Consider the following 13,270-nt stretch of genomic DNA (forward strand, 5'->3'; position numbering starts at 1 on the left):
TGTCCGCTGCCGTCTCACCTGTCACACACAACACATCAAAGGAAAACAACATGGGAGGCAGTTTGCTGCGCTTCGTCGGCGCAATCGCCGTGGCCATTGGATTGACCGCCTGCGGCGGTGGAGGAGGTGGCGGCGGCGGGGGCGGCTTCCCGCTCGGCGCTGCGCCGCCCGCCCAGCCCACGGGATCGGGGCTTCCGATCAGCCCGACCTTTACCACCGTCAACCTCTCCATCTCCAGCGTCACGCCTGCCAGCATCAAGGCGGAGTTCTACGAAGGCGGCAGCATCGACGTCAACATGCTCACCGGCATGGCGACGGGTGACCTCAGCGTCGTCACGGGCAAGACGCTCTACGTGATCCTGGAAGACCCCGACAGTCTCTTCAAGCCGAACACCCAGAGCATTCCCTTCAGCAGCAACGGTCAGGGCGGTGTGAGCGTGCTGGTGCAGCCCAATCCGAAGAAGGCCGGCGTCTACCGCGGCAACATCAACGTCTATGCCTGCCTCGACAGCATCTGCTCGGTGCGGCTGGGCAACGTGCCGTTCAAGATTCCGTACGACGTGGTCGTCAAGCGCAACACGACCTTCGACGCCAACGGCAGCGATTCGATCGCGGTGAGCACGCCGTTCAGCCCCGACGTCCAGAAGATCGCGCTGAAGATCAACCCGGCCGAGGGCACGCCCATGTCATCGTCGGAAGTGCGTGCCGGGTACTCGCCGCTGAACGTGAAGTCGTCATTGGTGAACGACGGCGACGGAAAAGGCACCCTCAATCTCGAGATACCGGCTGCCACGCTGACGGGGCAGTACACGCTCGAATACACATTCGAGACGCGGTCCAATGTCGGCTACGTGCCGCCGAAGCGACTCACCGTGAAGCTGGACGTGGCGAAGAACGCCAACGTGCCCTACGTCTTCGCGCCGTCGCCGCTGACGATGACCTCGAGCCTTGCGAACGCCGTCTACTACCAGACCGACGGCATTACAGTGACGCAATCGCAGGGGACGCTGGCGCTTGCGCAGTTTCCGGCTGAGGAAATCCTCTACACGCCGGAACAGCAGGCGGCGATCCCGGTGGAAAAGCGTGGCCGCTTCATTGAGGCGAGCGTGCGCGACTACCGCCCCGACCCGAACCTCTTCTTCATCAGCCTGGGCCACTCGGCCTGCGTGCGCACCGCGCAATCCGATCCGAGCACGGGCCTGTCGATCAACGATTGCCTGCCCGCCGGGAGCTATGCGTTCCGCATCAAGTTCGATTACACGGCCAACGGCGCTACCACGCCGGTCTATCACCAGGGAACGCTGGTCGTCACGCCTTAGCCAGGTTGGCAGCGGTGAACGCTTGCGCCAGGTCGGCCATCAGGTCGGCCGGTGCCTCCAGGCCGATGTGCAGCCGTACGACCGCGCCGCGCGTGTTCCAGTCGGTCACGCTGCGCGCCGCGCGCATGTTGGTCCAGGCCACGAGGCTTTCGTAGCCGCCCCACGACGAGCCGCGCCCGAACAGCGACAGCGCATCGACGAAGCGCTCGACGGCCACGTTCTCGGTGCCCGTCTTGAACTCGAAAGAGATCAGCCCGTTGGTGCCGCGGCAATCGCGCTGCCAGATGTCATGGCCCGGATGCTGCGGCAACGCGGGGCAGAACACCGTCGCCACCTCGGGTCGGGCCTCGAGCCAGTGCGCCACTTCGAGCGCATGCCGCTCGTGCATCTGCAGCCGTGCCGAAAGCGTGCGCATGCCGCGCAGCACCAGCCAGGCGTCGTCGGGGCTCACGGTCATGCCGAAGGCGTCGCAGCGCTCGTTGAGCGGCTGCCAGGCTTCGCGCGTGGTGGCGACGGTGCCCATCATCACGTCCGAGTGGCCCGAGAGGTACTTGGTGGCGGCCATCGTGGAGATGTCCGCGCCGAGCGCGAGAGGCCGGTACTGCACGCCCGACCCCCAGGTGTTGTCGGCCGCGAGCAACGCGCCGCGCGCATGCGCGAGCGCGGCGAGCTTGGGCAGGTCGCACATCTCGTAGACCAGCGAACCGGGGCACTCGGCGTACACGAGGCGCGTGGTGGGCTCGAACAGGTCCTCGATGCCGCTGCCATCCGCCGCGAAGAAGCTGCTGCGGATGCCGTACGGTTCAAGGAACGAATGCACCAGGTTGCGCGTCGGCTCGTACACGCTGTCGGACATGAGCACGTGATCGCCGGGCTTCAGATACGACAGCAGCACCATGCCGATGGCCGCGAGGCCGGTCGGAAAGAGCCGCGTGCGATACGCGCCTTCGAGTTCGCTCACCGCATCTTCGAGCGCGAAGGTGGTGGGCGTGCCGCGTGCGCCGTAGCTGAAGGCGCGCTCGTCACCGCGGCGAGCACGGGTGTCACGCATCGCGGCCACGCTGTCGAACAGCACGGTGCTGGCGCGCACCAGCGGCGCGTTGACGGGCGTGCCGCCGAAATAGGACGGGGATTTTCCGGTGCGCGTGAGCCGGGTATCGAGCGCCTGTACCGCGGGGTCTTCTTTCTGCAAGTCGGACATGGTGGTGTTCTGTCGAGCGTGGGCCAAGCCTCTATGGTGCGTCAATCCGCCTTCGCGCCGGAGAGCTTGACGATGCGCGACCACCGGTCGATGTCTTGCTTCAACTGTGCGGCGAAGGCTTCCGACGAGTTGGCCACCACTTCGCTGCCGCCGTCGTTCACGAGCTTGGTCACCTCGGGCAGGCGCAGCGTGCGCACGATGGCTTCGTTCAGGTAGGCCACGCGCTCGGGCGGCGTGCCGGCCGGCGCGAAGAAGCCGTACCAGTCCTCGAAGCGCGCACCGGCATAGCCCAGCTCTTCGAGCGTGGGGACCTTGGCGAACACGCCGATGCGGCGCGGACTGGTCACCGCGAGCACGCGCAGCTTGCCGTTCTGCACGAGGCCCGCGACCGAGGCGGTGGAAGTCACGAGCACGTCGACCTGTCCGCCGAGCAGGTCGGTCAGCGCGGGGCCGGCGCCCTTGTAGGGCACGTGGGTCATGTCGATGCCGTTGTCCTTGGCGAGTACCACGCCCACGAGGTGCGAGAGCGTGCCGTTGCCCGGCGTTGCATAGGTCACCTTGCCGGGCGTGGCCTTGGCCTTGGTGGCGAGGTCGGCAAAGCTCTTGAGCGCCGAGTTGGCATCGACCACGAGCGCGAGCGGCGCGGCGTTGATCTGCGTGATCGGGATGAAGTTCTTCACCGGGTCGAACCCGGCCGAGGCGTAGAGCGTGGGGTTCACCGCCATGATCGACACCTGCGAGGTGAGCACGGTGTAGCCGTCGGGCCTGGAATCGGCCACCGTCTTGGCGCCGATGTTGCCGCCCGCGCCGCCGCGGTTGTCGACCACCGCGGCCTGTCCCATGATTTCAGGCAGGCGCGTGGTGACCAGGCGCGCGGTCGCATCGTTGCCGCCGCCGGGCGGGAAGGGCGAGATGAACTTCACCGTCTGCGAGGGAAAGCCGTTGCGCGCGGGCAGCGGGTCGGCCGATGCGGGCTGCAGGGCCAGCGCGGCGAGCCATGTGGCGGCGACGGCAAGGCGGGCAAAACGTGAGACGCGAAGAGCAGACGACATGGCAGAACTCCTGAAATAGGAACGGACAACGACGAGCGAAAAGAAGGCGGTGGCTAGGTGTGCGAGGCGGCGGAAGGCAGCCGGAACGCGGCGCGCTCCTGTGCATCGAGCTGTGCAACGAGGCCGGTCTCCCACGCCAGGTAGCGGCGCGCGGCTTCCTTGTTGCCGTCGTGCCGGTCGTGCACGAAGAAGAGGTAGTCGATGCAGTCGGCATCGGCGGGCAATGCGGGCGTGGCTTCGACGGGCAGGCCGGCGGTGCGCCATGCGGCCATGCCGCCTTCGAGCAGCAGCGGGGCGTGATCGGCGAGCTCGGACGCGGCGGCCCATGCGGCGAGCACAGCGTCGTCGGCGACGAGCACGATCTGTCGCGTCTCGCCCCTCGTGTCCGCGGCGAGGCGCGGGCGGATGGACCAGCGGGCTCGCGGGATGTGGCCGGCGCGAAATTGCATGCTGCCGCGCAGGTCGATCAACGCAACGTCGCTTTGCGCGAGCCGCGCGGACAGCGTTTGGGCATCGATGGTCTTCAACGCGGGGGCGGTCGGCGTGTCAGTGGGGGCGAGCGACAGCCCGCTCGCAAGTCCGCCTTCGAGCACGTTCGCGTCGTGCCCCATCTGCCGCAGCCAGCTCGCGACCGTCGGCGCGCGCACGCCGTCGTTGTCCAGCAGCACGAGCCGCGCGCCGCGCACGCCGAAGTACTGGTCGCCTGCCTGCATCAGCTGGCCGCCGGGCGTGTGCTGCGCGCCGGGCAGGCTGCCGGCCGCGAACTCCTCGGGCGTGCGCACGTCGCACAGGAACAGGGTGCGATCCGTTTCTGCCGCCCATTGCTGCACGGTCTTCGCGGACACCGTGGGCACGTCGAAGCGTTCGGCGAGCGCTTTTGCCGCAGGCCGCAGGTCGGTGCTGCCGCTGTCGGCCGCGTAGCGTTGCGTGCCGCCGTGTTCGAGCGTGTGATCGTTCAGGTACCAGCCCTGCGTGCCGTTCTCCAGCGCATAGACCGGGTTGGGCAGCCCGAGGTTGATGAGCGTCTGCGCACCGATGATGCTGCGCGTGCGGCCGGCGCAGTTGATGACGATGGGCGTGGTGGTGTCGGGCACGAGCTGCCGCACGCGGTAGGCCAGTTCGCCGTTGGGGCAGCAGGTGGCGCCGGGGATGTTCATCTTGTGGAACTCGCTGACGGGGCGGCCGTCGAGCACCACGACCTTGTTCTTGCGCGCGAGCATGCCGGCCAGTTCGTTGGCGCTGACGCGGGGCGTGTGATAGACCTCCTCGGCCAGCTCGCCGAAGGTCTTCGAGGGCAGGTTGACGCCCGCGAAGAGCACGTAGCCCGCGGCCTTCCATGCGGGGGCGCCGCCTTGCAGCACATGCACGTCGGTGTAGCCCAGCGCGGCCAGCCGCTCGGCCGAGCGCAGGGCCACGGCGGATTCGCCGTCGTCGTACGCAACCACGCGCACGCTGCGGCGTGGCACCAGGCGCGGCGCATCGATCTCGAGCCGGCTGAAGGGCAGCGGGATGCCGTAGAACAGATGCGCCTCGCCGTACTGGCCGTGCTCGCGCACGTCGAGCAGCGCGATCTCGCCGCCGTCGTGCAGCCAGGATTTGAGGGTCTTCGGGTCGATGTAGGAAGTCATGGAGGCAAGCAAGTCGTTGGGACGAACGAGGTCCTGCGAGGTCGCGCCAGCGCGACCCGCATGAAGGAAGCAAGAAAAGTGGAAGGAGGGCGGCCTAGCGGCGCGTCTGTACGCCGATGCCCATCGTCTGGTACGTGCCGGCGGCAAGGTCGTACGCGGTGCGCTGGTTCAGCGTTTCGAGCGCGCGGCCGTACATGTGCAGGTGGCGAATGACCTGCTCGCCCTGGATCTCGACCGAGTGGATGTCTTCAGGCATCAGCGCGATGCCCTTGCCCGGCGCGACGACGACCAGCGCCGTCTCCTCGAGCTTGCCGACGCCCGGCACGGAACCGTCGTCGGTGCGCGCGTACACGCGGTTGTGCTCGGTGCCTTCGACGGCGGCGATGCAGGCCCAGGTCGTGTGGTTGTGCGGCACGATCTTCTTGCCCGGGCGCATCACGTTCAGGTAGAGCGCGTAGCTCTGGTCCGGGTCTTCGGCGATCAGGTAGCGGGCCTGGTGCTCGCCGGCTTCGGGCGGCGGAAAGTCGCTGGCGCCCCAGTACTCGGTGTGGGCGGCCAGGCCTTGCAGCGAATCGAGCACCGCATCGAGCTTGGCGCGGGTTGGTTCAGCGCCGCCGATGGCTTTCTTCATTTCGGCGATCGATGCCTCGACCGCCTGGCGGCGTTGCTCGGATGGGGTGCTCATGCGGTTTCTCCAGTGGGGTTGCCTGTTTGGTGTGCATTCACTGTAGTGACGGCGGCGTGACGCAACAATCCAAGCGGCAGAAGAAACACATCAATAAAATTAATGTATGCCCACGCTCGATCTCGAACTGCTGCGCTCGTTTGCGGCCGTTGTCAGCCACCACAGCTTTGCGGCTGCGGCCGTTCACCTGGGGCGCACGCAGTCGGCCATCACGCAGCAGATGCAGCGGCTGGAAGAGCAGATCGGGCATCCGCTGTTCATCAAGCAGGGCCGCCAGAAGCGGCTGACCGAGCACGGCGAACGGCTGCTCAGCTATGCGCACCACATGCTCGCGCTCAACGACGAGGCGCTCCGAAGCCTGCGGCAGGGCCAGCTCGAAGGCAACCTGCGCATCGGCGCGCCGCACGACGTGGCCGAGACCATGCTGCCGCTGCTGCTGACCGAGGTGGCGCGCACGTCGCCGCTGCTGCAGCTGGACATCCACATCGGCCGCAGCCCCTACCTGATGACATCGCTCAAGAGCGGCGAGGTCGACATGATCATCTCCAACCGCGCCGATCCGCAGTCGCAGTTCGAGGGTGTGGTGCTGCGCAACTCGCCCACCGTGTGGCTGTGCGCGGCGGGCTATGTGCACGACCCGACGAAGCCGGTGCCGCTGATCATGGCGGACGGGCCGAGCATCTTCCGGCGCATCGGGCACGAGGCGCTGGATGCGGCGGGCGTGGCGTGGACGCCGCGGTACACCTCGTCGAGCCTGATCGGCATCAAGGCGGCGCTCAGGGCGGGGCTGGGCGTGACGGCGCGGGGCGTCGAGCAACTCGACGCGGGATTGCGCGTGCTGGGCGCGGGCGACGGCATGCCGCGGCTGCCCGACCTCGCGTACTACCTGTATGTGCGAAGCCATGTGGTGAACCCGGTCACGCGGCAGGTGTTCGAGACGCTGAAGAAGCACCTGCGGTTGCCGCGGACGGACATGCCGGCCTGACGGCGAGGCATGACATATCTCCTGCGATCCGCGGTTTTCTGGCCGTGGCCTCGCATGCGTGACCATTGTTCTCAGTGTTATCCCGGCCCAGCCGGAACACTGCGGCGATGCCTTCCTCTTCTTCACGCACGCTTCAGATCCAAAGTCCCGCCATTCCCGTTTTTCTCGGCCGCCCGGCGCTGGAGCCCGTGCGCCTGTCGGGCCGGGAGGGCGTCAACGAACTGTTCGAATACGAACTGCTGCTCAAGACGCCCGACAGCCTGAACCTCGGCGCCAGCGGCGCGGCGGACTTCAACCTCGACGACTTCATCGGACGCGAAATCAGCTGCCTCATCGAACTCGATGAAGGCGCGCCGCGCGAGATCAACGCGCTCATCACCGAGGCGGCTTTCTGGGGCGAGGAAGGGCGGCATGTGCAATACAGGCTTACCTTGCGGCCGTGGCTGCACCTGGCCGCCTTGTCGGTCGACTGCAGGATCTTTCAGAACCTGAGCGTGGTGCAGATCCTCGATGCGCTGCTGGCCGACTACGCTTTCCCGCTCGACAAGCGCCTGATGGAGAGGTACCCGGTCCGCGACTACCAGACGCAGTACAACGAAAGCGACTTCGATTTCTTCTGCCGTCTCTGCGAGGAGTGGGGCATCAGCTATCACTTCGAGCACGCCGAAGGAAAGCACCGCCTCGTTCTCTGCGACGAAATGGGCGCCTACCGCACCAGCGAGAACGTGGCGTATCGGCAGATCGACTACCACCCGCCGGGCTGGAAGCCCGATGCCGAATACCTTCACAGCGTGGTTCCCCGCCACCAGCTCACCAGCGGCCGCTATGCGACCCGCGACTACGACTACACCCGGCCCCGCGCCGACCTGGGCGCGAGCCGCAAGGCGCCGCGTCCGACCGGGCAAGCCGACCAGGAGGTCTACCAATGGCATCACCCGCGCGCCGGCAGCCACCCTGCGCAACCCCGGGCGGGCGCGGAGGCAGTCAACGATCCGCAGGGCGACGGGCACCAGCTCGCCTTGCTGCGCATGCAGGCCTTGCGCACGCACGGGGCGCGGATGCAGGCCAGCGGCAATCTGCGCGGCATGGCGGCGGGACGCACGTTCAAGCTCAGGGCGCACCCCAGCGAGCGCGCCAATGCCGAGTACCTCATCCTGGAAACGCGCTTCCTCATCGAGGACGTCGCGCAGGACAGCCAGGTCAAGGAGGCGGCAGCAAACAGAAAGCAGCAGTGGCGCATCGGTGTCGATCTGACGGCGCACCCCGTTGCCGAAGTGCTTCGTCCCGTGCTCGCGCGTTCAAAGCCCTTCACGCACGGCCCCCAGGTTGCCGTTGTCGTGGGGCCCGAAGGCCAGAACCTCTGGACCGACGACCTCGGCCGCATCAAGGTTCAGTTTCCCTGGGACCGGCTAGGCCAGAAGAACCAGCACAGCACCTGCTGGATTCGCGTGAGTTCGCCGTGGGCCGGCAACCAGTTGGGCGGCGTGCACGTTCCGCGCATCGGGCAGGAGGTCATCGTCGATTTCATCGGCGGCGATCCGGACCTTCCGGTGTGCACGGGGCGCGTGCACAACCAGTCGAACCTGCCGCCGTGGACGCTGCCCGGCCAGGCGGCGCTCTCGGGGTTCAGGTCGAGGGAACTGACGAAGGAAGGCGGCAACAGCGCCGCGGGCCGCAGCAATCACCTCGTCCTGGACGACACCGACGCGAAGATCCAGGCGCAGCTCAAGTCCGACCACCAGCACAGCCAGCTCAGCCTGGGGCACATCACGCGCATCGAGGACAACGCGGGGCGCAAGGATCCGCGCGGCGAGGGGTTCGAACTGCGCACCGACGGGCATGGCGCTGTAAGAGCCGCGGAAGGTTTGTTGATCACGACCGAGACGCGCGCCCATGCGCACGGTCACATCAAGTCCATGGGCGAGACACTGACGCGCCTCACCGGAAGCCACGAGCAGCACGAGAAGCTGTCAGTCGCGGCCCAGCAGGCCGAAGCCCACGCGACGGGTGACCAGGATGCAGTGACGCGAGTGTTGAAGGCGCAGAACGATGCGATCAAGGGGGCGGGCGGGCGCGGGGCCGAGGGCGGCTTCCCCGAACTGGCCGAGCCGCACCTCGTGCTGGCCAGCCCGGCAGGCATCGAGAGCACGACGGCGCAGTCCACGCACATGGCCAGCGGCGTGCATCACGCGCTGACGAGCGGCGGCCACACCAGCGTGAGCGCGGGCAAGAGCTTCCTCGTCAGCGTGAAGCAGGCCATCCGCATGTTCTCGTACAAGGCCGGCATCCGGCTGGTGGCGGCCGGCGCGAACATCGAATTCAAGGCGCTGCAGCAGAGCATCCATCTGCTGGCCAAACTCGATATCACCCATGCCGCCAATCGCATCACGATCACGGCGAAAGAAGAAGTGCTGATCAATGGCGGGGGCAGCTTCAGCCGATGGAACGCGCAGGGCATCGAGCACGGCACACAGGGGCGGTGGGTCGAGCATGCGGCCAGCCATGCGCTGGTCGGGCCGATGAACCGGCCGGTCGAGGTGGTCGCCTTTCCGCGCCCCGAGTTGACCCTTGCTTCGCGCGAGGGTGCGGCTTTCCCTTTCTCACTCTGAGCGTTGCCATGATCATCAGTCCTCCTTTCCTGCCCGATCGCGCTGGGCAATCCGAAGAAGCCTGGCTCGACGCTGCAATGGCACAGCCCTCATCGTGGTTGGCGAGCACCAATGCACCGGAAGGCTCGTTTCCCTTGAGTTTGAAGCTGGGGTGGCACAACGGGATTCACATCCAGGCACCGAGCTCCGGTGGCGCTTATCTGCCCGTTCGTGCGATTGCCGATGGCAAGGTGATCTTTGTCCACGCGCCGACCCTGCCGAACAGCGACATCAAGCACGCGCTCAACTACAACCCTTTTCATGCCGATACGCCCACGGCCGCATGGACCAGCGATGGCTTTGTCGTCATCGAGCACAAGACCGAGATCGGTGCCGAGGGCAATGTCGTCACGGAGGTTGTCTATTACAGCGCCTGCATGCATCTCGCCAGCATCGCGCACTGTCCGAAGACGAAGGCGCCGTGGGCGGTCGGCGATGCGATCTACCGCAAGGATGAGATAGGGGCACCTGGCCAGATCTACGGACATGACGGGCAGATTCATTTCGAGATCTGCTGCGACGAGGCGAATCTCCGGCGGCTGACCCGACGAGGGCCGAACTGGGCCGACCCGTTGGATCCGCAGGTGCCCGCCTCCGACGGTCGGGCCGACAGCGTATTCGGCAGCGTTTACATCTACTTGCCAGCCGGTACGCCAACAAGCGCGAGCCGGCCGACCAGTCAATTGGGTGTAGCGAATGGTGCCGGTGGCGCGGCTGGTGCGACCGCTGCTCACGCGCTCTCGGATCCGCAGTGGGTGCAAATCGCCTACGAGAACGGCATAGCGACGCTTACCAGTTACGACAGATTCGGTGCGTCTGTTGGCACATCCAGAAACGACAGCCGGTACGACTACATCAGCAGCGTCAATGCGTCCGTCGCTGTCAAGAGTGCAGCGAGCCAGAGCTTCGAGTACGACCTGTACGCCGTGTGCAATGACCGCCATGGCGCCCTGGACGCAGCAGCCCGGACGGCAAGCAGCCCCAGCGGCTGGTACGAGTTGCTGCGCTTCGGGCGCAATCTGGGGCCTGATCCTTTGCCCGCCAACGCCGCCCACTGGCGCAAGATCGCAACGCCTACTGGAGAGGTCTGGGCAGATCTCAACGCACAGGGCACCTTCAAATTCAGCGATTCCGACTTTCTGCCGGTCATGGGCTGGAACTGCTTCGACGACGACCCGAACTCCGATCTGCGGTGCGACTCGCTGCATATGAAAACGCTGATTCGCGATCCCGATCCGAAGAACGAGCAGCGCATGGAACGCGTCGAGTTGGCCAAGCGGCTCGGGGAGGCGGGCGTGCGGAAGAAATTGCGACGCGCGATCTGCAAGTTCCCGTGCGAGTGGGATCGGACGACCGTCGAGGCGCGCTATGGCTGGCTGGAGACCGAAGATTTCAAGTCGACTGACGACGATCCCACAGGGGTCCGGAAATGGGATCGCTTCGTCAAGCATGCGCATGGACTCACCTTTGAGGATTTGCCAAAGGTGCTCAAAGAAGCTGACTGGCGATTTCACCCGAGGGAATTCGTGGGTTCGATGCGAAGGTGCGGATGGTTGGCGCTCAAAGAGATGGCGCAACTGCTTCCAAGAAAATCAACAGCTGCGAGCCGTGTGAGTTGGGAGGAGTCGATGCGGCGATTTCGCGATGGATCGACACAAGGAAACGGTATGCCGCCCAGCCTGCATATCGCCCTCAACAAGGCCTTTCGCAAGTATGGGCTGATGGATTCAGCGTTACGCAAAGCTCATTTCTTGAGCCAATGCTTTCAGGAAACGGGCGCACTGCAATACAACATAGAAACAGGAAACGAGCGCTATTTCCGCACGATGTACGAAGTCATCACACCGGGGGAGGCAGGCGTCGACCATGACGACCGCAGCGGCGTTGCCTGGCGGCTTGGATTGGTCTACCACAGGGTAAATGGCCAACGTGTTACGTACACTCGCAACGAATACGCTGCTCTCAGGCCGGCTCAAGTGCAAACAAAAGCTCAGTCACTCGGCAATATCCAGGTCGGTGACGGCCAGCGCTTCAGGGGACGAGGACTTATCCAGCTGACGGGGCGTGTCAACTATGCAGGCTATGAAGCCTACAGAGGGAGGAACTACACCTCGGACCCTAGTCCGGCGTTGCTGGCCGCGGATGCATTCATATCTGCCGACGTGGCATTGAAGTATTGGATCAATGCAGGAGCCTTCCGGGGGGCAAGCATCAATCGTCACGCCGACGCAGGCGCCGCTCCCGGAACAATCGAGCTGGTAACGCGTGCCGTGAATGGCGGCACTACCCACCTCGAGAATCGAGTCGAATACTTCGGTTATGTCTGGAGCCTATTGAATGACGCACCAGTTCCTGCCGACAGCAAAACCTTGGTGCGACAAAAGGAAAATACATGACCTATCGGGAACGAGCGCGCTATCGCTATGCAGGATATGCGGCCGCAATCGCGATTTTCGCGACCCCCTTGCACAACGCCGAGGCTGGCGCCATCGCCCCCTCCCACTGTGCAGCGGACGAGGTCATATATTTTTCTTGCCAGATCAAGCGCAGCAAAAAAGTGGCCTCGCTTTGTGGCCCGTCGATCATTCGCGGGTTCGATCCGGGAGCAGAACTGGAATACCGTTATGGGCGTCCTTCCTCGATTGAGCTGAGGCTTCCCTCCTTCGAAGGCGCGCGTCACGTCGACTTCTTTCGGGGCGAGCATTTGAATCCACACGGAGAAGGCATGGTTGTTGATTCAGTGCTGTTTAACGTCGGCGAGGTTTCTTATGGAATCACCATACGTGAAGGCAGAAACAAGTTCATCGGGGTGTGGAAGGCGGACGGAAGGAAGTATGAGGAACGGCCTTGCGCCGGAAAAGCTGTTTCTGACAACTTGCTCGACTTGGTCTTGAAGTTGCCCATGCGTTAGCGAGACGCGCTCAGGTTGCCCAGATCCGCGGCGTAGCTGCCGGCAACTGCCACAGCTCCCCCCGCCATGCCTGCCAGACCTGCCGCAGCAACTGCATCGCAGGCTCCACCACAGGCGCCAGCACGCGCAGCACAACCACCTCCCCGTGCGGGCTGGTCGCACCAGCGCTATCGAACAGTTCGTGCGCTTCAAGCAATCTGCGCGCATGCCCCAGCAGCACTTCGCGCCGCGCCCGTGTTGCCGGCGAGCCTGACACGAAGAACAGCGACGCCATGCACCTGTGTCCGCCAAAACCCAGCGGACTCTGCAGCAACCGCTGATCCGCCGCATCGATACGCCCCCGCTCCAGCCAAACCCCGGGCACTTCGATGTGCTGCAGGTAGCTGCCTCGCTCGAACGGCTGGTTGGCGTTGGGCAGGCCGAGTGCGGTCACGTCCCATCCGATCATCTCCGCGCCCGGTTCGACCTCGATCGACAGCCGGTTCTCGGCTTGGCATCCGCTGTAGCAGATCGCTTCCAGCGGCAGCCATTCGAGCCGCGCGCCGCTGGCCAGTCGAATGCGCGTGCGTTGCAGCGCCAGTTCGCCTTCGGAGCGATAGAAGCGTGAGGCCCCCGGCGTGGTGATCAGCCCGTGGCTGCCATCCGCGCCTTCGATGTCGATGTCGAGCGTGTCCCCCCCGACCAACCCGCCCGGCGGATGCACCAGCACGTTGTGGCAGATCGCGTCGCCTTCGGGGTACAGGCTCTGCAGGATGCGCAGCGGCCCGTCGTGACGGAAACGGGCGACAGTGCGGTCGGCTTCTTGTTGGTAGTCGAGGTGGAGACGGGCGTGCCAGGGCAT

The 13,270-nt window shown here is 65.4% G+C and carries 10 protein-coding genes; 5 read left to right on the forward strand and 5 right to left on the reverse strand.

Features of this window, described 5'->3' with window-relative positions; genetic code table 11:
* Positions 1–50 precede the first annotated feature (50 nt).
* Positions 51–1,319, forward strand: coding sequence for a hypothetical protein (locus tag J2W23_RS10580; protein WP_307648670.1), 1,269 nt, complete (start codon positions 51–53; stop codon positions 1,317–1,319).
* Here the strand turns inward: J2W23_RS10580 and metC are convergent.
* The 4 genes from metC to J2W23_RS10600 form a co-directional block, all read right to left on the reverse strand.
* Positions 1,309–2,520 carry a cystathionine beta-lyase gene (metC, locus tag J2W23_RS10585; RefSeq protein ID WP_307648672.1) on the reverse strand — a complete coding sequence of 404 codons (1,212 nt, stop codon included), beginning with the start codon at positions 2,518–2,520 and terminating at the stop codon, positions 1,309–1,311. The genes J2W23_RS10580 and metC overlap by 11 nt on opposite strands.
* A 41-nt stretch (positions 2,521–2,561) precedes the next feature.
* On the reverse strand, positions 2,562–3,572 hold the full coding sequence (locus tag J2W23_RS10590; protein WP_307648673.1) for a Bug family tripartite tricarboxylate transporter substrate binding protein: 1,011 nt from the start codon (positions 3,570–3,572) through the stop codon (positions 2,562–2,564).
* Between the two features lie 53 nt (positions 3,573–3,625).
* Positions 3,626–5,200: a rhodanese-like domain-containing protein gene (locus J2W23_RS10595; protein ID WP_307648674.1), complete on the reverse strand. Its 1,575-nt coding sequence runs from the start codon at positions 5,198–5,200 to the stop codon at positions 3,626–3,628.
* Between the two features lie 94 nt (positions 5,201–5,294).
* Positions 5,295–5,885 carry a cysteine dioxygenase family protein gene (locus tag J2W23_RS10600; RefSeq protein ID WP_307648675.1) on the reverse strand — a complete coding sequence of 197 codons (591 nt, stop codon included), beginning with the start codon at positions 5,883–5,885 and terminating at the stop codon, positions 5,295–5,297.
* Between the two features lie 106 nt (positions 5,886–5,991).
* Here J2W23_RS10600 and J2W23_RS10605 point away from each other — a divergent pair, with 106 nt between their 5' ends.
* From J2W23_RS10605 to J2W23_RS10620, 4 genes are all read left to right on the forward strand, one after another.
* Complete coding sequence (locus J2W23_RS10605) at positions 5,992–6,870, forward strand: LysR substrate-binding domain-containing protein (protein ID WP_176659577.1); 879 nt, start codon at positions 5,992–5,994, stop codon at positions 6,868–6,870.
* 107 nt (positions 6,871–6,977) lie between these two features.
* Positions 6,978–9,479 (forward strand): type VI secretion system Vgr family protein, encoded by a 2,502-nt coding sequence (locus J2W23_RS10610; protein WP_176659578.1) that lies wholly within the window; start codon positions 6,978–6,980, stop codon positions 9,477–9,479.
* 8 nt (positions 9,480–9,487) lie between these two features.
* Entirely contained in the window at positions 9,488–11,914 is a 2,427-nt protein-coding gene (locus tag J2W23_RS10615) for a hypothetical protein (RefSeq protein WP_307648676.1), read from the forward strand.
* Positions 11,911–12,429 (forward strand): hypothetical protein, encoded by a 519-nt coding sequence (locus J2W23_RS10620; protein WP_307648677.1) that lies wholly within the window; start codon positions 11,911–11,913, stop codon positions 12,427–12,429. The genes J2W23_RS10615 and J2W23_RS10620 overlap by 4 nt, the downstream gene beginning before the upstream one ends.
* 10 nt (positions 12,430–12,439) lie before the next feature.
* Here J2W23_RS10620 and J2W23_RS10625 read toward each other — a convergent pair whose 3' ends face one another.
* Complete coding sequence (locus J2W23_RS10625) at positions 12,440–13,270, reverse strand: urease accessory protein UreD (RefSeq protein ID WP_176659581.1); 831 nt, start codon at positions 13,268–13,270, stop codon at positions 12,440–12,442.

It is taken from the genome of Variovorax boronicumulans, assembly GCF_030812215.1.
In the GTDB taxonomy this organism is placed as follows: domain Bacteria; phylum Pseudomonadota; class Gammaproteobacteria; order Burkholderiales; family Burkholderiaceae_C; genus Variovorax; species Variovorax boronicumulans_C.

Coding starts and splice junctions, on each gene's coding strand:
- J2W23_RS10580 (WP_307648670.1), top strand. CDS start 51: ATGGGAGGCAGTTTGCTGCGCTTCGTCGGCGCAATCGCCGTGGCCATT.
- metC (WP_307648672.1), bottom strand. CDS start 2,520: ATGTCCGACTTGCAGAAAGAAGACCCCGCGGTACAGGCGCTCGATACC.
- J2W23_RS10590 (WP_307648673.1), bottom strand. CDS start 3,572: ATGTCGTCTGCTCTTCGCGTCTCACGTTTTGCCCGCCTTGCCGTCGCC.
- J2W23_RS10595 (WP_307648674.1), bottom strand. CDS start 5,200: ATGACTTCCTACATCGACCCGAAGACCCTCAAATCCTGGCTGCACGAC.
- J2W23_RS10600 (WP_307648675.1), bottom strand. CDS start 5,885: ATGAGCACCCCATCCGAGCAACGCCGCCAGGCGGTCGAGGCATCGATC.
- J2W23_RS10605 (WP_176659577.1), top strand. CDS start 5,992: ATGCCCACGCTCGATCTCGAACTGCTGCGCTCGTTTGCGGCCGTTGTC.
- J2W23_RS10610 (WP_176659578.1), top strand. CDS start 6,978: ATGCCTTCCTCTTCTTCACGCACGCTTCAGATCCAAAGTCCCGCCATT.
- J2W23_RS10615 (WP_307648676.1), top strand. CDS start 9,488: ATGATCATCAGTCCTCCTTTCCTGCCCGATCGCGCTGGGCAATCCGAA.
- J2W23_RS10620 (WP_307648677.1), top strand. CDS start 11,911: ATGACCTATCGGGAACGAGCGCGCTATCGCTATGCAGGATATGCGGCC.
- J2W23_RS10625 (WP_176659581.1), bottom strand. CDS start 13,270: ATGCCCTGGCACGCCCGTCTCCACCTCGACTACCAACAAGAAGCCGAC.